Source organism: Alteraurantiacibacter aestuarii (genome assembly GCF_009827405.1).
GTDB lineage: Bacteria > Pseudomonadota > Alphaproteobacteria > Sphingomonadales > Sphingomonadaceae > Alteraurantiacibacter > Alteraurantiacibacter aestuarii.
Map to the genome: position 1 here is coordinate 129532 of NZ_WTYY01000003.1, position 15705 is coordinate 145236.

Sequence of the window (15705 nt, forward strand, 5' to 3'; positions counted from 1 at the left end):
AGGGAAGAGGGTAGCAATGGACTTTGGCGGCAAGCATATCTGCGTCACCGGCGCATCATCGGGCATCGGCCTGGTGGCGGCGAAAATGCTGGTGGAGCGCGGTGCGCGCGTCTCGCTGCTGGCCCGGCGCAAGGACGTGCTGGACGAAGTGTGCAGCGAACTGGGCACCAATGCCGCAGGCTTTGCCGCCGATGTGGGTGACAAGGCCGCACTTGAAGGCGCGCTGGATGCCGCTGCGGCCCATTTCGGACCCGTTGAGGCGCTGTTCGCCAATGCCGGTCTGACCGGCGGCTTCACCCCCTTCACCGCTTTCGACCCGGAGGTTTTTGCAGAGACGATCAAGGTCAATCTGACATCGGTATTCTGGGCCGCGCAAAAGGTGCTCCCTGCCATGATCGAGGCGGGCAAGGGCTCCATCCTCGTCACCGGCTCCATGGGATCGAAGCGCGGCATGGCGATGAACCCGGCCTATGTCTCCTCCAAGCATGGCGTGCTGGGCCTGACCCGCGCGATTGCGGTGGAGATGGCCCCGCATAATGTCCGCGCCAATTGCATCATCCCCGGTTTCATCCGTACAGAGGCCCTGGACCGTATTCCCACCGAGCAGAAGGGCAGGATAGAAGCCCGCATTCCCCAGCGCCGCATGGGCAGCCCGGAGGAACTGGCCGAAGTCGCCTGCTTCCTGCTGTCCGATGCCGCCAGCCATGTCACCGGCCAGGACTGGGCCGTGGATGGCGGCGTGCTGGAATCGATTGAAGTTTAAGAACTGGAGAACATAAAATGCGCGCATGGATGTTGCCCGCCGGGTCAGACGGTTTCGACAAACTTTACATACAGGACCTGCCCGATCCCGTGGCAGGCCCGGGCGAAGTGCTGATCGCACCGCAGGCATGGACGATCAATTACCGCGATTTCGCCGTTGCCAGCGGCAAGTATTTCGGCGGCGCGCTGAAGCAGCCGTCCATCCCCCTGTCAGATGGCGCAGGTGAAGTTGTTGCCGTGGGCGAAGGCGTCACCAGCGTGGCCGTGGGTGACCGCGTTCAGGGCAGCTTCTTCCTCGACTGGGTTGATGGCCCGATGGTGATGGGCCGCGCCCTGGGTGATGGCATGGGCCCCGGCATGTTGGCCGAACTCGTCGTGCTGCCCGAACAGGGCGTGGTGAAGATCGCCGAAAGCCTCGATTATTCGCAGGCTGCCTGCCTGCCTTGCGCCGGCGTGACGGCGTGGAACGCGCTGACGCGTGGCCGCATGGTCAGGCCGGGAGACAAGGTGCTGGTGCTGGGCACCGGCGGCGTCTCGATGATCGCGCTGCAACTGGCCAAGGCGATGGGCGCAGAAGTCATCTGCACCTCCTCCAGCGATGAGAAGCTGAGCCGCGCCAAGAACCTGGGTGCGGATCACCTGATCAATTACAAGACCACTCCCGACTGGGGCGCGGCGGTGAAATCGCAGTTCGGCGGCGCCAACCAGGTGGTTGAAGTCGGCGGTGTGGGCACGCTGGCCCAGTCGATGCAAGCGCTCGCCAACGAAGGCGAGATCGCGCTGATCGGCGTGTTGTCTCAGGGCGAACCGCCCAGCCCGCATGCGCTGATGATGACCGGCGGCACGCTGCGCGGTATCTTCGTCGGGTCGGCCGAGATGGCGCGTGACCTGAACGACTTTATCGACAGCAACGAAATCGAGCCGCCGATTGGTGGACGCTTCAGCTTCGACAAGGCGGCCAAGGCCTATGCCCATGCATGGGGTCCCGACAGCTTCGGCAAGACGGTGATCGAACTTTAAGAGCAGGCCCGCGAAACGGGGCGAGGGAGAAGACCAATGTGGGAAGTGCGCGTCACACCGGCGGGCGGATTCGACAATCATGCCGAGCCCTCCCCCCATTTCGAAACGCTGCCGCTGTCGGGCGCGATGGGGGCCGAAATTGCCGGCGTGCGCCTGACCGGTCTATCGGACGAGGCCTTTGCCGATTTCCGTGCGGCGCTGTGCCGCCACAAGATGCTGTTCCTGCGCGATCAGCACCTGAGCCACGCAGAGCATGAGGAATTCGCTGCACGCCTCGGCCCGTTTGCAGTGGATGCCTATACCCAGGGCGTTCCCGGCCACCGCGAGGTGCACCCGATCATCAAGGAAGCGGACGAAGTCACGCCCAGCCTGTTTGGCGGCGGCTGGCATACGGACAGCCCGTTCCTGCCCGAACCGCCCAGCTTCACCACCCTGCGGCAGATCGAAGGCCCGCCCTATGGCGGCGATACCAGCTGGACCAATTGCGCGCTGGCTTTCCGCCATCTGAGCAAGACCTATCAGGATATGCTGCGCGGCCTGCGCGTGCATATGTCCGCCGCCAACAACTATGCCACGCAGAACAAATTGCGCGGCGAGGCGATCGGCTTTGGCGATGCGGCCAAGCACGAGCAAGGGATGAAGGGCAGCTTCCACCCGCTGGTGCGCACTCACCCGGAAACGGGCGAGGAATCGCTGTATATCTGCGATACCTACACTGTGGGAATCGAAGGCATGACCACGCATGAGGCCAAGCCGCTGGTCGATTATCTGGTGCAGCACACCACGCAAATGGCCTTCACCTGCCGCCTGCGCTGGCAGCCCGGCATGGTCGCCCTGTGGGACAACCGCGCCACCATGCACCTGGGGCCGAACGATTATGACGGCTGGCGGCGGGAGATGTACCGGACGACGACGGCAGGGGGTGTGCCGGTTTGAGAACCGGAATCTGATTTGGGGGGAGTGAAGACATGAAGATTGCCAATATGGCCGCAAGCGCAGCTCTATGCGCTTTCCTCGTGGGAGGGTGCTCTCGGGAAGCTGAGATCCCGGAACCCGTAATGGGCCCTCCGGTGGAAGAAAACGCCGCCAATGCGCCAGAGCAGGTCCCCGCTTTTCCTGAACAAACGCGCGCCCCTTCGATGATTTCCAACGTGTCCTTCGAAGTGGAGACTATCGCCGAAGGGCTGGTCGATCTGTGGGGTATGGCCTTCCTGCCCGATGGGCGGCTGCTGGTAACCGAACGCGACGGGCGCATGCGCATCGTCGATGGCGCCAACTTGTCGCCCGCCATTGAAGGCGTTCCCGAAATCACCCGCCAGGAAATCTCCGGTCTGGCAGACGTGGTGCTTGACCCTGATTTTGCCCGGAACCACCGGATTTTCTGGAGTTATGTCGAAGGGCGACCCGAAGGCAATATGCTCACCGTGGCGCGTGGCACTCTGATTGATGGAGCTGCGCCTCGGCTGGACGATGTGGAAGTAATCTACCGGCAGGAACCCAGTCTTCCCTCAGAGCATGGCAATTTTGGTGCGCGCATGCTGTTTGATGATAGCGGCGCGCTGTTCGTTACTCTGGGTGATCTCGCATCCACCCCGCTGCGCCCCTATATCCAGCAGCTGGACACCGGCATCGGCAAGATCGTGCGCATCACCACCGATGGCAAGCCGGCGCCCGGCAATCCCTATGCCGGACAGGAGGGCGCTCTGCCGGAGCTGTGGGCGGCGGGCTTCCGCAATCCGCTTGGCCTCGCGTTCCGGCCCGGCACGGAGCAATTGTGGGAAGTGGATGTAGGCCCGCGCGGCGGCGATGAGCTGAACCTGATCGAACCGGGCGCAAATTATGGCTGGCCGGTCAATTCCTACGGCCTTGAATATAGCGGCGAGCTGGTGGGCGATGGCCCGGTGAGCGGCGGCGAGGATGCAGGCGGCTATCTCCAGCCGGTCTATTACTGGGACCCGGTCATCTCGCCCTCAAGCCTTGCCTTTTACACCGGCGACCTCTTCCCCGAATGGCGGGGTGATGCTTTCGTCACCTCATTGAGCCAGATGCATCTTGTGCGGTTGAAGCTGGAAGGAGACCGTGTGGTGGGCGAGGAACGTCTGCTGGTTGATCAGGAAGAGCGGCTGCGACTGGTGAAACAGGCGCCCGACGGCTCGCTCTACGTCCTGACCGACGGGGTTGAGGGCAAGATTTTGCGGATTGTTCCGGCAAAGAAGTGAGGCGGTGCCGTGGTATTGCTGAGTTCAACCTTACCACCTGCCCATTCGTCATTCCCGCGAAGGCGGGAATCCAGTAAGCGCTGGTTATACAAAGGGAATTTCAGCCCGCAGTTTATCTCATTGCCTCCGCTCGCAATGGCACGCTCTATCTCGGAGTAACCTCGAATCTACCGCAACGCATTGCCCAGCATCGCGCCGGGGTTTTCGAAGGCTTTGCCAAGAGGCATGGCTGCAAGATGCTGGTCTGGTTTGAGATCCACGCCACCATGGATCACGCCATCACCCGCGAAAAGCAGCTGAAAAAATGGAACCGCTCGTGGAAGATGCGGATGATTGAGGAAGCCAACAAGAACTGGCGTGATCTGGCCGAAGATCTCGGTTTTGAAACGCTGCGCTAACTGGATTCCCGCCTTCGCGGGAATGACGAATTGGAGGGGCATCACGTTTATGCCAACTCAGGCCAGACTAGAACATGCCGAGATTTTCGGCCTGCGCCCATGCCATGACAACGATTGCGCCGCCGGAAACGCCAAGCGAGAGCAGGAACGCGCCAGCCAACAACCAATCCCGCAAGGTGACAGGCACCTCGCTTTCAAAATTATACAGCCGGATGCCAGACCAAACCGGCAGAACAAAGAAGGAAATCCCCAACCCGCCCAACAAGAAAGGCGGTACCGGCGCCCCACGTCGGGTGATCAGCTCTCCATCCAGACAGTCAAGCGCCTTGCCGACCGCAAGCGAGGCCAGAGCAACGAAAAACACTGTCACAACGAGCCCCCAGACTATCCTGGCAAGCAGGCTTGCTTCAGGCTCCTGCCCCTCACTCCCCAAAGAAGTTCAGCTCCAGCAGCACATTATTGGGGTCCGCTGTAAAAATTTGCCTGAGGCCAATCGCCTCCACCAGATTCTCCTTGTAGTCCGCCCCGCGCGCGTCGAGACGCTCTTTCACCTCGTCGAAGCCTTCGCATTTCAGCGCCACGTGGTGCAGCGCGCCGGTCAGCGCGCCGGGCTGGACTTCGCGGTCATAGGCGCGCGGGCAATCGACGGAATTGATGTGGATGATCGCGCGATCTTCCGCATCGAACATCCAGGTGGCGGTCTGCGGGGTCAGCGGCGGCGGGGCGTCGCGGCGGTCCAGATCGAGCAGATCGGCGTAGAACTGCGCCGTCTCATCCATCCTGTCGGTGATGATATTCACGTGATCGAGGGCCTGAACCTGCATCTTTTCGCCTCCTGACATTTTCCTGCGCCTTATGGCTTGCACCTGTAGCTCATTATTGTATGTGCCACATACTAATTTCGTATATGTGATTCATTCACAATCGTGAGAGGAAGTTCGAATGGCTAAAAACCTGAATGAAGTTCTCGCTGGTGCCAACGGCGATATCGTCGGCCAGCTTCGCAACAACAAGATCGGTGCCTATGTGTATCCGGTTGTTGCTCCTGAATTCTCCAACTGGCGTGACGAGCAGTGGGCATGGCAGCATGGCGCGGTCCTGTTCGACCAGTCGCACCACATGTTCGACCTGTACATCAACGGTCCTGACGCGGGTAAGCTGCTGTCGGACACGATGGTCAACTCGTCCAAGGGTTGGGAAGTCAACAAGGCCAAGCAGTACGTCCCCACGACGCCTTATGGCCACGTGATCGGTGACGGCATCATCTTCCGTCTTGCTGAAGAAGAATATGTCTACGTTGGCCGTGCACCTGCTGCAAACTGGCTGATGTTCCAGGCTGAAAAGGGCGGCTACAACGTTGACATCATCAACGATCCCCGCTCGCCTTCGCGTCCGATGGGCAAGCCCGTCACGCGCATCTCCTGGCGCTTCCAGATCCAGGGCCCGCGCGCCTGGGACGTGATCGAGAAGCTGAATGGTGAGCCGCTCGACAAGCTGAAGTTCTTCAACATGTCGACCATGAAGATCGGCAACAAGACCATCCGCACCCTGCGTCACGGCATGGCCGGTTCGCCCGGTCTGGAAATCTGGGGTCCCTATGACGAGCAGGAATATGTTCGTGAGGAAATCCTCAAGGCTGGCGAAGAATTCGGCCTGATCCCGGTCGGCAGCCGCGCCTATCCGTCCAACACGCTGGAATCCGGCTGGATCCCCAGCCCGCTGCCTCCCATCTACACCGGTGACGAACTGGAAGATTACCGCAACTGGCTGGGCGCTGACAGCTACGAAGCAACTGGCTCCATCGCCGGTTCCTTCATCGGTGACAGCATCGAAGACTACTACACCAACCCGTACGAGCTGGGCTATGGTCCGTTCGTGAAGTTCGACCACGACTTCATCGGCGCAGACGCGCTGAAGAAGATGGAAGCCGACGGCACGGACAAGGCCAGCAAGAAGGTGACCTTCGAGTGGAATGCTGACGACATGAAGAAGATCGTCGGTTCCATGTTCGATCCGGAAGGCGAACAGTACAAGTTCTTCGACCTGCCGCTCGCCAACTACGGTAACTCCAGCTTCGACGCTGTGAAGGACGTTGACGGCCGCGTGATCGGCAAGTCGATGTTCACCGGCTACTCGTTCAACGAGAAGAAGGCTCTGTCGCTCGGCTTCGTCGACTCGGAAGTTCCGCTCGGCACCGAGCTGGCTCTCACCTGGGGCGAAGAAAATGGCGGCACCGCCAAGACCACCGTCGAGCGCCACAAGCAGATCGACGTCAAGGTCATCGTTTCTCCGGTGCCTTACTCCAAGATGGCCGGCGACACCTACGCCGCTGGCTGGCGCTCGGGCCGCCAGGGCTAATCCCCTCGCGACCACGCGCACTTGGCGCAAAGATTTGGGGGAGGCATCGCAAGGTGCCTCCCCTTTTTCATGCACAGCGCTAATGTCGCGGCTCACGGGAGAGACATCACATGGCGAATTACGTTCTGGTTCACGGCGCATGGGGCGGCAATCACACCTATGGCGACGTGCCTGAACGGCTGCGCGCGGCAGGGCATCAGGTGATCAACTGCACCTTGCGCGGGTTGGGGTCACGGCAGGACGAGCTTCATCCCGGCATCACCCTTTCCGACCATATCGACGACGTGTGCGAGCAGGTGGAACAGGCAGGCTTCGGCCGCTTCATCCTGGCTGGCCATTCCTATGGCGGCATGGTCATCACCGGCGCAGCCTCGCGCCTTGGCAAACGCATCGACGCGATCTGCTACATCGATGCCTTCTGGCCCGATGACGACCAGAGCCTGTGGGACATCACCGGCGAGTTCGAGCACAACTGGTATGTGGACAGCCAGCGCCACCGCCCCGGCTATGTCACGCCGATCGGCTTTCCGGGGGAATTCACCGTCCAGCCCGGCGTGCGCGGCTACCAGCCTCTCCTCACCCTGCTCGAAGCCATCCCCCTGTCAGGCGACGAACAGGCGATCCCGCGCCAGAGCTACATCTTCGCCACCGGCTACCAGCCCACCCCCTTCCCCCGCTTTGCCGAGAAGGCAAAGGCCGCAGGCTGGGATTACCACGAAGTCGATTGCGACCACTTCGTGATGCAGAACAGGCCGGACGAAACGGTTGAAGTGCTGCTGGGGCTGGCGGACTAGGCTCAGGACCGCATTCTGCCTTGCAGGAGGAAATCTTCGACCGGACCGGCCTGGCCGGGCAGGAAATGATAGCCGTCCGGATCGAAGGAAATCCGGGCATGCGGCGCGAACGCTTCCAGCCTTTGGCGGGTGTCCACTGAATCCAGCAAGGCATCGCGCCCGCCCAGAGCCACATGCATGGGTATGGCGAGGTGCTGCAACTGCTCGTCGCTCAGGCGCGGTATGGTGACGATCCTGGGCCTGATTTCCTTGCCGATCAGCTCCATCAATTGCACGAATGGGCTGACATTTTCCGGCAATAGCTTCGGCTGCGGGCCAAACACCATCCGCCGGATGCGCTTCTTCCCCCAAGCCCCCAGCAACAGCAGCGGTGCCGCCTTGAGCAGCAGGTTCTTCTGCCGCCCAATGCCCGCCGGAGCGATCAGCGCCAGTCGCTCAACCTTTTGCGGCCGCCGCACGGCATAATCGAGCGCCAGCCACCCACCGAGCGAAGTGCCCACGAAGCTCGCCTGCGCAAGGCCAAGACCTGCCATCACATCGTCCAGCCACAGGGCGTGGGCATCGCTGTCCAGCGGCGGGCGCACTTCCGCGCTGAACCCCGCCTCGCCAATCATGTCGATCGCAAAAATCCGCAACTGGCGTGACCATTGCGCGGCATCGGCCATCCATGCCGCCGCATTGGCCTGCGCGCCGTGCAGCAGGATGACCGGCGGCGCGTCCTGCGGGCCGCATTCCAGCACGAATGTCTCCCCTTGGCATGTGGGCAGGCGATGCTCCTTGGCTGGCACGGGCCAGCCATCCAGCACCCCCCGATAGGCGGCGAGGACTTTTTCTGCGCCCCGCCTGCTGCGAAAGGCAACGCTCATCGCAGATTGCCGATCTGCACATCGATCAATTGCAGCATCCGGGCCGCGTCAGCGGGGGAGCCGATGACGATCACCTTCAGCCTGCGCTGCGCGGGATAATGCGTGGTGCTGACATGCAGCGGTGCACTGCCCTTGTCGCGCCCCATCCCGGCTGCGCTGAAGACATTGGCCGCGGCCATCGCCTCATCGGCGGTAACATCCTCAACGTCGGCAACGGCTGTGACAGTGGTTCTTCCGGCTGAACGTTCGCTGGCCAATGGCATGCCGACCAGCTGCGCCAGATCGCTGCGACGAATGCGATAGGACTTGCCGACGCGAGTCGCCGGGAGCTTGCCTTCATGAATGTAGCGCAGCACGGTCTTGGGGTGCAGATCCAGCTCTGCGGCAACCGCGCGGACGGTGCATAACTCTTCCGACATGACGATCTCCGATTCTCTATTGCTCCCTATAGTGCCCTATATAGGGAATATAAAGGCGCATTTTTACACGCAATAGAGACTAGGGGAGAATTTGCGGGATTGGCGGGCTAGCGCCGGAAGGGCACGTCCATGCGGGTGAGCGTGGCCGCGCGCCATGTCCATTCCAGCGGGCCATAGCGATAATGGCGATACCACCAGCGCGCGAACAGGATCTGCGCGGCGAAGAGGGCAATGCCTGCCATTACCATGACAGCGTGAGAGCCATCATCCCACAGCCCCGCGCCAAAGCCATAGAGCAGCGGCACGGCGATCAGCGATTGCCCCACATACAGCGTCAGCGTCATCCGGCCCGGCCCGGCCAGCCATTGCAACACACGCCGCACGGGCGTTTGCCAGGCGAGCACAAACAGGCTGACCTGAAAGGCGGTGGCGGCCAGGCTGCGCCACTGGTCCAGCGCCCATTCGCCCGCCTGCCGCTGCATCGGCGCGCCGCCATCCTGCGGCGGTGCCGGCAGCAGTTGCGGCAGGGCATAGGCACACAGCGCCCACACCGCCGCCGCGATCGCCAGCGCGGCCAGCCAGCCCGTGCGCTTCTCCTGCGCCGCGGCAAAGGCCTGCCCGCGTTGCAGCACCATGCCCACGGCGAACAGTCCGGCGATCTCCACAATGCGGCCGGTGTTCCAGTAGAATGACCATTTGCCGATCATGCCCGGCCCGGCATTGGCCGCCAGCACATCCGCCAGACTGCCCTGCGCCAACACGGCAAGGCCGGTGTCGCCGAAGAAGGCCGGGGTGGCCTGCGCCCAGGCGGCACCCTCCCCCGCCATATACACGCGCAGCAGCAAGGGGATTTGCAGGAAGCACAGACCCGCGATCAGCAGCAGGCTGCGCGATGATCGAATGCGGTCGAACGGGATCAGCAGCAGCCCCATCAGCGCCAGCACCTGCAATATATCTCCGCGGTAGACCAGCGCATGTGCGGTGCCGATGATCGCCAGCAGGATCGCGCGCCACGCAAAGCGCCCGGTGAAATCCACGCCCCGCGCGCGCTGGTTGCCCATGATCGTGGCAAAACCGAAGCCGAACAGCAGCGCAAAGATGGCAAAGCTCTTGCCCCCAAACAGCGCGAACACGGTGTCGAACCAGATGTCCGGCTGGGGGTTGAGCCAGTATAGCTCGAACCGTTCGACGCAATGAACCAGCAGCAGGCCCAGCAGCGCAAAGCCGCGCAGGCCGTCGACCATATCGATGCGGGCGCCCGTGCGCCTTGCGGCTTCGTCCATTATGCCTCCCCCTGCCCGTCACGCGGCGTGACGAATGCGTTTACATCCCCAATACTGCGGGATCGAGCGGCGTCCCCTGTGCTTCCATACCGGCCATCAGATCGGCGAGGACCTGCTCCACATCGTGATCGGCGGCCCCTGCGCGCAAAGCAGCAAGGCCCGCCTCATCGTACCATCGGCCTGCGCGGATCAGCCCGGCAGGTTCCCTGAGGCAGGCCATGTCGGCGATGGGGTCGCAGAGGTAGAAGACGACGTCCGCCAGGCAACCTGCGTCAAGGCAGCCAAGCCGCCCCTGCTCGCCCAAAGCCAGCGCGGCATTGCTGGTGGCGCTGGCGATGGCCTGATCCGGCGTCAGCCCGGCATCGACCAGCAGTTCCAGCTCATCCAGCAGCGAGGCGCCGGGAATATTGGTGAAGATGCCGGCATCGCTGCCCGCCACCAGCAACACACCCGCATCGCGCAACATGGCGGTGAAATTGGCATAGTGATCCGCCCGCTCGCTTTCGAAGGCCGGGTCCTGTCCGGCCCAGAATTCGATCACCGGCGCTTGCAACGCCTGCGTTACCGGATTGAGCCATTCCATTCCCGGACGCTGGGCGAACTCTCCGCGCGTAACGGCGACATTGACGAGGTTGCGATGCGCCACGAGCGTGGGCGTGACGGGTGTTCCGGCGGAGGCGATGCGTTCTGCCAGTGCGCGGGCCGCCTGATCGTCCCACTGATCCGACAGGCCGTGGAAATAGATCGATTCGACATGCTCGATGGTTTCCCACTCGGCGTCCAGAATATCGGCGAACGGAATCTGGAAAGGCCGCTCATGCGGGATGCCCTCCAGCCGCTCCCCTTCGGGCGTATGGCCGGTCAGGGCCATGCCGCGCGCCTGTGCTTCTTCCAGCACGCCGTGCCAGGCATCGGCGGTCAGGTTTGAGTACGTCTTGATGCGCGTGTAGCCCGCCTCAGCCTGCGCCCGAACAGCCTCGCGGCCATCTTCACGGGTCAGCACGATCTGGTGGTTGATCTGCGCATTCGGACCGGGCGAGTTGAGAATGGGCCCGCTGGTGAACAGGTGCGGGCCGGTGAGCTGTCCGGCCTCCACTGCTTCGGCCATCCTCAGGTGGAACGGCATGCCCGAAAGGTTGCGCACAGTGGTGACGCCGTGCGCAAGATAAGCTCCCAGTCCCGCCTCGCTCCAGACATGGACGTGCATGTCGATGAGCCCGGGCAGCAGATGCAGCCCACGGGCATCGATGCGTGTGGTCGGGGTCTGATGCGGGGGGAGGCCATCAGACGGGCCGTTGAATACGATTGTGCCGTCTTCAATCAGGATGGAACCGGCATCGGGGCCGATATTGTCAATCAGCACAAAATCCTGCGCCGCCGCAGGTGCAGCGAGTACCGCCAGTGCCAAAGCCAGTTCTGAAACCAGTGCCAGTTTACGTGTCAACTTTCGTCCATACACCCCGATCTTCACAAGTCCCCTTTCCAGCGAGGATCAGCGCCGCTCCAGCGCGGCCTCGCTCTCCTGCATCAGGCTGGCGATGATCTCGGCGCAAGGCTCTTCCTTTGTCACCATGCCGACGCTCTGGCCCGCCATAAGGCTGCCATTCTCGACATCGCCATCGATCACCGCGCGGCGCAGTGCGCCTGCCCAGAAATGTTCAATCTGCAATTGTGCCTCGCCCATGTCCACCTTGCCTTCATCCAGCAATTGCGCGACTTCGCGCTGCTTGGCGGTAAACTCCTCGGTGCCCTTATTCTTCAGGGCGCGCACCGGGATCACCGGCAGGCGCGGATCGACCTGCACGCTGGCCTCCGCATCGCGGGCCTTGCCGCGGAAGAAGGCCTTCTTGAAATTCTCATGGGCAATGCTCTCTGTCGCGCAGGCAAAGCGGGTGCCCAGCTGCACGCCTGCCGCGCCCATTTCCAGATAGGATGCGATCATGTCGCCACGCCCGATCCCGCCGGCAACGAACACCAGATGATCGGCGCTGAGCTCAGGCAGGAATTCCTGCGCCAGTACGCTGGTGGCGACGGGACCGATATGGCCGCCTGCCTCCATCCCTTCGATCACCAGCGCATCGGCGCCGCTGCGCAGCAGTTTCTTGGCCAGCGCCAGCGTGGGCGCAAAGACGATGACCTTGCCGCCAAACGCCTTGATCGCCTCCACACTGCCCTTGGGCGGAATGCCGCCTGCGAGCACGACATGGCTGACCTTGTGCCGCGCGCATACCGCGATCAGATCGAACAGCATCGGATGCATGGTGATCAGGTTCACGCCAAACGGCTTGTCCGTCAGCGCCTTGGTCCCGGCGATTTCGGCATCGAGCAGGTCGGGCGTCATCGCCCCGCAGGCAATCACGCCAAAGCCGCCACCATTGCTGATTGCGGACACCAGATTGCGCTCACTCACCCAGCTCATCGCCCCGCATAATATGGCTGTTTCACTGCCAAGGAATTCGCAGCCGCGCTGCATCAGGGCGCTGGTCTTGGGGTATGCGGACATGGACGGGCAGACTTTCATAACGGCGCACCGGCGCCCTGGACCACGCGGCTTTAGGACCGATTGCCGCACCCGACAAGCGCACGCCCCCGGGGAGCATGGGTTGCCCGGGAAAGTCGGCAGTTTGATACAAATGCCGTCACATTTGCAATGGCTTGTGCAAGCCGAGTTGTCAGGGCGGGCATCCCGTAATATCCTGCCTCACGATATCCGGATGGGGCCTGACTGCGGCTCCCGATCCAGGCGACAAAGGGGGCCGACCATGCAGATTGTCCGTTTTCTCACCGGAATGCTGATTGCCGCCGGTCTGGCCATTTCCGCGCCAGCCTTTGCGCAGAGCGATTCCTACCGGGTTGAGGCGAATTCGACGCAGACGATCGACCTCAATATCTGCAACCCCGAAGTGTATGTCTCGGTACGCGGCGATGGCGATACCGATCTGGATTTCAGCATCACCAATGCGGCGGGCAGCATCGTTCATTCAGATTATGACCTTACCGATATCACTTTTGCCAGCCTCTATCGCCGCGATGGCGTGGCGTGCGAGACGTTCAAGCTGGAAGTGCGCAATCTGGGCAATGTGTGGAACCGCTATGAAGTCACGCTGGAAACGGTGCGAGCCGACCGCGTGGGATCGGGTGACGGCAAGAACCGCGATGTTGCGCTGGTCAATGGCACCAAGGAAACGATCTACTACATCTACTGGAGCAATGTGGGCGCGGGCAACTGGGGTGATGACAAGCTGGGATCGGGCATCCTCTCCTCCGGCCAGCAGTGGAATGTCACCGTGGATGATGGTTCGGGCGCCTGCCGCTTCGATTTCAAGGCGGAAACCGCCAGCGGCCGCGTGATCGAACGCCGCGACGTGAATGTCTGCGGCGTGTTCACCATCACTTTCGATTAAGCCAGATCAAGCCAGAGCGGCAAAGCCGCTACCCAACACTGTTATGCAAAGCGTGCTCGCCACACAGGCGGGCCCGTTCTGCTTCAGCCAGCGGGAGCTTCTGCATCCAGCCCATAGGCGGTGTGCAGCACGCGCACGGCCAGTTCGGTCTCATCCTCGTCAATCAGCACGCTGACCTTGATCTCCGACGTGGAGATGGCCTGCACGTTGATGCCGCGATCCGCCAGCGCCTTGAACATGGTGGCGGCAACGCCGGCATGGCTCTTCATGCCCATGCCGACCACGGACACCTTGGCCACCTTGCTGTCAGTGATGATGCGGTTGAAGCCGATCTTGTCCTTCTTGTCCTCCAGCAGCGCCTGCGCGCGCGCCAGATCGGACTGGGGCACGGTGAAGGTGACATCGGTCTCCCCCTTGTCGCGGCCCACGTTCTGGATGATCATATCCACGTTGATACCCGCCTCGCCCAGCGGCAGGAAGATCTCTGCCACGGCGCCGGGCCTGTCTGGCACGCGGGTCAGCACCACGCGGGCCTCATTCTTGTCATGGGCAATGCCGGTAACGGTCTGGCGTTCCACGTCCGAATTCTCCAATATTGCATCCATCTCCTCTTCGGAGACGATCATGGTGCCGGGAAGCGTATCTGCGGGCGGCGCGCCGTCATCCACGAAGGAAGACAGCACCTGTACGCGCACGCCGCGTTTCATGGCGAGGCTGACGGAGCGCGTCTGCAGCACCTTGGCGCCGACAGAGGCAAGCTCCAGCATTTCCTCATAGGTGACGTATTTCTGCTTGCGGGCGCGCGCCACGATGCGCGGATCGGTGGTATAGACCCCGTCCACATCGGTATAGATATCGCAGCGATCGGCCTTGACCGCAGCGGCAATCGCCACTGCCGACGTATCCGATCCGCCGCGCCCCATGGTGGTGATGCGGCCATCTTCGGAAACGCCCTGGAAGCCGGGGATCACCGCGATCTCTCCTGCCTGCATGCTGGAGATCAGCTTTTCGGCATCGATCGAATCCACCCGCGCATTGGCATGGGCGGAGAAGGTGTTGACCGGCAATTGCCAGCCCAGCCAGCTGCGCGCCTTGCAGCCCATCGCCTGCAACGTCAGCGCCAGCAGGCCAGCGGTCACCTGTTCGCCGCTGGATACGACCACGTCATATTCAGCCGGATCGTACAGCGGATTGGCCTCGCGGCAGAAGTTGACCAGCCGGTCCGTCTCACCCGCCATGGCAGAAACCACCACGGCCACTTCATTGCCCGCAGCCGCCTGCGCGCGCACGATATTGGCCACGCGGCGAATGCGTTCGGTCCCGGCGACAGATGTGCCGCCAAATTTCATCACGATACGGGCCAAGAAAAGCTCCCCTGTCGGCGCCCTGTTATTCCTTATCGAGTCTGGCTCGAAGCTTCGCGCGCTGTTAGTGGCGGGATATGAAACGTGCAAGCATCACAAATGAAACCATCCGCCCGCAAGAGGCGGCACATTTCGGTAAGCTGGCTGCCGACTGGTGGGACCCGAAGGGTTCCTCCGCCATGCTGCACAAGCTGAATCCGGTACGGCTGGGCTTTATTCGTGAGGCGATCGACCTGCACTGGGCCGGCGATATTCGCAGCGTGAAGCCGCTCGCCGGCAAAAGCGCACTGGACGTGGGCTGCGGCGCAGGGCTGCTGGCAGAGCCGCTGGCAAGGCTGGGCGCGAATGTCACCGGCGTGGACGCGGCGGCGGAAAATATCGCTGCGGCGCGGCTGCATGCAGAAGGCTCCAGCCTGAACATTGCCTACCGCCACGGCGAACTCGGCGCGCTGGGTCTGGGCCAGTTCGACCTGATCACCTGCATGGAAGTGCTGGAGCATGTGGCGGACAAGCCGGCCTTTGTGGCGCAGCTGGCGGCTCATCTTGCGCCCGGCGGGCTGATGATCCTGTCCACCCCCAACCGCACGCTGAAATCACGCCTGCTGATGGTCGGCGCGGCAGAGGCGGTGGGCGCGGTGCCAAAGGGCACGCACCACTGGGAAGACTTCGTCACGCCTGATGAACTGGAAGAATTGCTCTCCGGCGCAGGAATGGTGATGGGAGAGCCGCGCGGCATCGCCTTCAGCGCCAGCAAGGGGCTGCACCTGTCTGGCGATCTGGCGCTGAACTATATTGTTACGGCGCGGACCGCCTGAGGC

At 62.4% G+C, this 15705-nt stretch carries 17 protein-coding genes; 9 read left to right on the top strand and 8 right to left on the bottom strand.

Annotation, left to right across the window (positions count from 1 at the left end; translation table 11 throughout):
* The first annotated feature begins 16 nt into the window (after positions 1-16).
* The 5 genes from GRI32_RS05960 to GRI32_RS05980 all read left to right on the top strand — a co-directional run bounded on the left by GRI32_RS05960 (position 17) and on the right by GRI32_RS05980 (position 4399).
* Entirely contained in the window at positions 17-763 is a 747-nt protein-coding gene (locus GRI32_RS05960; RefSeq protein ID WP_160590455.1) for an SDR family NAD(P)-dependent oxidoreductase, read from the top strand.
* A gap of 17 nt (positions 764-780) precedes the next feature.
* Positions 781-1782, top strand: a complete 1002-nt coding sequence (locus GRI32_RS05965) for a zinc-dependent alcohol dehydrogenase family protein (protein ID WP_160590457.1) — start codon at positions 781-783, stop codon at positions 1780-1782.
* Between the two features lie 36 nt (positions 1783-1818).
* A complete protein-coding gene (locus tag GRI32_RS05970; RefSeq protein ID WP_160590459.1) occupies positions 1819-2718 on the top strand; it encodes a TauD/TfdA dioxygenase family protein in 900 nt (299 codons plus the stop codon).
* A gap of 122 nt (positions 2719-2840) precedes the next feature.
* Positions 2841-4001: a PQQ-dependent sugar dehydrogenase gene (locus GRI32_RS05975; RefSeq protein WP_202385962.1), complete on the top strand. Its 1161-nt coding sequence runs from the start codon at positions 2841-2843 to the stop codon at positions 3999-4001.
* Positions 4002-4120: 119 nt separating this feature from the next.
* Complete coding sequence (locus GRI32_RS05980) at positions 4121-4399, top strand: GIY-YIG nuclease family protein (protein ID WP_337190189.1); 279 nt, start codon at positions 4121-4123, stop codon at positions 4397-4399.
* 67 nt (positions 4400-4466) lie between these two features.
* On the opposite strand, the gene GRI32_RS05985 is transcribed toward GRI32_RS05980, so the two are convergent.
* Positions 4467-4763 (bottom strand): hypothetical protein, encoded by a 297-nt coding sequence (locus GRI32_RS05985; RefSeq protein WP_160590463.1) that lies wholly within the window; start codon positions 4761-4763, stop codon positions 4467-4469.
* 58 nt (positions 4764-4821) lie between these two features.
* Positions 4822-5223 (bottom strand): VOC family protein, encoded by a 402-nt coding sequence (locus GRI32_RS05990; RefSeq protein WP_160590465.1) that lies wholly within the window; start codon positions 5221-5223, stop codon positions 4822-4824.
* Between the two features lie 118 nt (positions 5224-5341).
* On the opposite strand from GRI32_RS05990, the gene ligM reads away from it, so the two are divergent.
* Both ligM and GRI32_RS06000 read left to right on the top strand, forming a co-directional pair.
* Positions 5342-6757, top strand: a complete 1416-nt coding sequence (ligM, locus tag GRI32_RS05995) for a vanillate/3-O-methylgallate O-demethylase (protein WP_160590467.1) — start codon at positions 5342-5344, stop codon at positions 6755-6757.
* Between the two features lie 110 nt (positions 6758-6867).
* Positions 6868-7551 (top strand): alpha/beta fold hydrolase, encoded by a 684-nt coding sequence (locus GRI32_RS06000; protein ID WP_160590469.1) that lies wholly within the window; start codon positions 6868-6870, stop codon positions 7549-7551.
* Between the two features lie 2 nt (positions 7552-7553).
* Here the strand turns inward: GRI32_RS06000 and GRI32_RS06005 are convergent, their stop codons facing one another.
* The 5 genes from GRI32_RS06005 to GRI32_RS06025 form a co-directional block, all read right to left on the bottom strand.
* Positions 7554-8417: an alpha/beta fold hydrolase gene (locus GRI32_RS06005; RefSeq protein WP_160590471.1), complete on the bottom strand. Its 864-nt coding sequence runs from the start codon at positions 8415-8417 to the stop codon at positions 7554-7556.
* Positions 8414-8836 (bottom strand): helix-turn-helix domain-containing protein, encoded by a 423-nt coding sequence (locus GRI32_RS06010; RefSeq protein WP_160590472.1) that lies wholly within the window; start codon positions 8834-8836, stop codon positions 8414-8416. Before GRI32_RS06010 ends, GRI32_RS06005 begins: the two co-directional genes overlap by 4 nt.
* 107 nt (positions 8837-8943) lie before the next feature.
* On the bottom strand, positions 8944-10119 hold the full coding sequence (locus tag GRI32_RS06015) for a DUF418 domain-containing protein (protein ID WP_160590474.1): 1176 nt from the start codon (positions 10117-10119) through the stop codon (positions 8944-8946).
* 40 nt (positions 10120-10159) lie between these two features.
* The gene (locus GRI32_RS06020; RefSeq protein WP_160590476.1) at positions 10160-11563 is read right to left on the bottom strand and encodes an amidohydrolase family protein; all 1404 of its coding nucleotides are present in this window, start codon (positions 11561-11563) and stop codon (positions 10160-10162) included.
* A 48-nt stretch (positions 11564-11611) separates the two neighbouring features.
* The gene (locus GRI32_RS06025) at positions 11612-12622 is read right to left on the bottom strand and encodes an NAD(P)H-dependent flavin oxidoreductase (RefSeq protein WP_160590478.1); all 1011 of its coding nucleotides are present in this window, start codon (positions 12620-12622) and stop codon (positions 11612-11614) included.
* A 259-nt stretch (positions 12623-12881) separates the two neighbouring features.
* On the opposite strand from GRI32_RS06025, the gene GRI32_RS06030 reads away from it, so the two are divergent.
* A complete protein-coding gene (locus GRI32_RS06030; RefSeq protein WP_160590480.1) occupies positions 12882-13523 on the top strand; it encodes a hypothetical protein in 642 nt (213 codons plus the stop codon).
* An 83-nt stretch (positions 13524-13606) separates the two neighbouring features.
* Here GRI32_RS06030 and GRI32_RS06035 read toward each other — a convergent pair whose 3' ends face one another.
* The gene (locus tag GRI32_RS06035) at positions 13607-14887 is read right to left on the bottom strand and encodes an aspartate kinase (protein ID WP_160590482.1); all 1281 of its coding nucleotides are present in this window, start codon (positions 14885-14887) and stop codon (positions 13607-13609) included.
* A gap of 77 nt (positions 14888-14964) precedes the next feature.
* Here GRI32_RS06035 and ubiG point away from each other — a divergent pair, with 77 nt between their 5' ends.
* Complete coding sequence (ubiG, locus tag GRI32_RS06040; protein WP_160590484.1) at positions 14965-15702, top strand: bifunctional 2-polyprenyl-6-hydroxyphenol methylase/3-demethylubiquinol 3-O-methyltransferase UbiG; 738 nt, start codon at positions 14965-14967, stop codon at positions 15700-15702.
* Positions 15703-15705: the final 3 nt, after the last annotated feature.

What these genes read in the sequence shown, in the direction of transcription:
- GRI32_RS05960 (WP_160590455.1), top strand. Translation starts at nt 17, where the DNA reads ATGGACTTTGGCGGCAAGCATATCTGCGTCACCGGCGCATCATCGGGC.
- GRI32_RS05965 (WP_160590457.1), top strand. Translation starts at nt 781, where the DNA reads ATGCGCGCATGGATGTTGCCCGCCGGGTCAGACGGTTTCGACAAACTT.
- GRI32_RS05970 (WP_160590459.1), top strand. Translation starts at nt 1,819, where the DNA reads ATGTGGGAAGTGCGCGTCACACCGGCGGGCGGATTCGACAATCATGCC.
- GRI32_RS05975 (WP_202385962.1), top strand. Translation starts at nt 2,841, where the DNA reads ATGGGCCCTCCGGTGGAAGAAAACGCCGCCAATGCGCCAGAGCAGGTC.
- GRI32_RS05990 (WP_160590465.1), bottom strand. Translation starts at nt 5,223, where the DNA reads ATGCAGGTTCAGGCCCTCGATCACGTGAATATCATCACCGACAGGATG.
- ligM (WP_160590467.1), top strand. Translation starts at nt 5,342, where the DNA reads ATGGCTAAAAACCTGAATGAAGTTCTCGCTGGTGCCAACGGCGATATC.
- GRI32_RS06000 (WP_160590469.1), top strand. Translation starts at nt 6,868, where the DNA reads ATGGCGAATTACGTTCTGGTTCACGGCGCATGGGGCGGCAATCACACC.
- GRI32_RS06005 (WP_160590471.1), bottom strand. Translation starts at nt 8,417, where the DNA reads ATGAGCGTTGCCTTTCGCAGCAGGCGGGGCGCAGAAAAAGTCCTCGCC.
- GRI32_RS06010 (WP_160590472.1), bottom strand. Translation starts at nt 8,836, where the DNA reads ATGTCGGAAGAGTTATGCACCGTCCGCGCGGTTGCCGCAGAGCTGGAT.
- GRI32_RS06015 (WP_160590474.1), bottom strand. Translation starts at nt 10,119, where the DNA reads ATGGACGAAGCCGCAAGGCGCACGGGCGCCCGCATCGATATGGTCGAC.
- GRI32_RS06025 (WP_160590478.1), bottom strand. Translation starts at nt 12,622, where the DNA reads ATGTCCGCATACCCCAAGACCAGCGCCCTGATGCAGCGCGGCTGCGAA.
- GRI32_RS06030 (WP_160590480.1), top strand. Translation starts at nt 12,882, where the DNA reads ATGCAGATTGTCCGTTTTCTCACCGGAATGCTGATTGCCGCCGGTCTG.
- ubiG (WP_160590484.1), top strand. Translation starts at nt 14,965, where the DNA reads ATGAAACGTGCAAGCATCACAAATGAAACCATCCGCCCGCAAGAGGCG.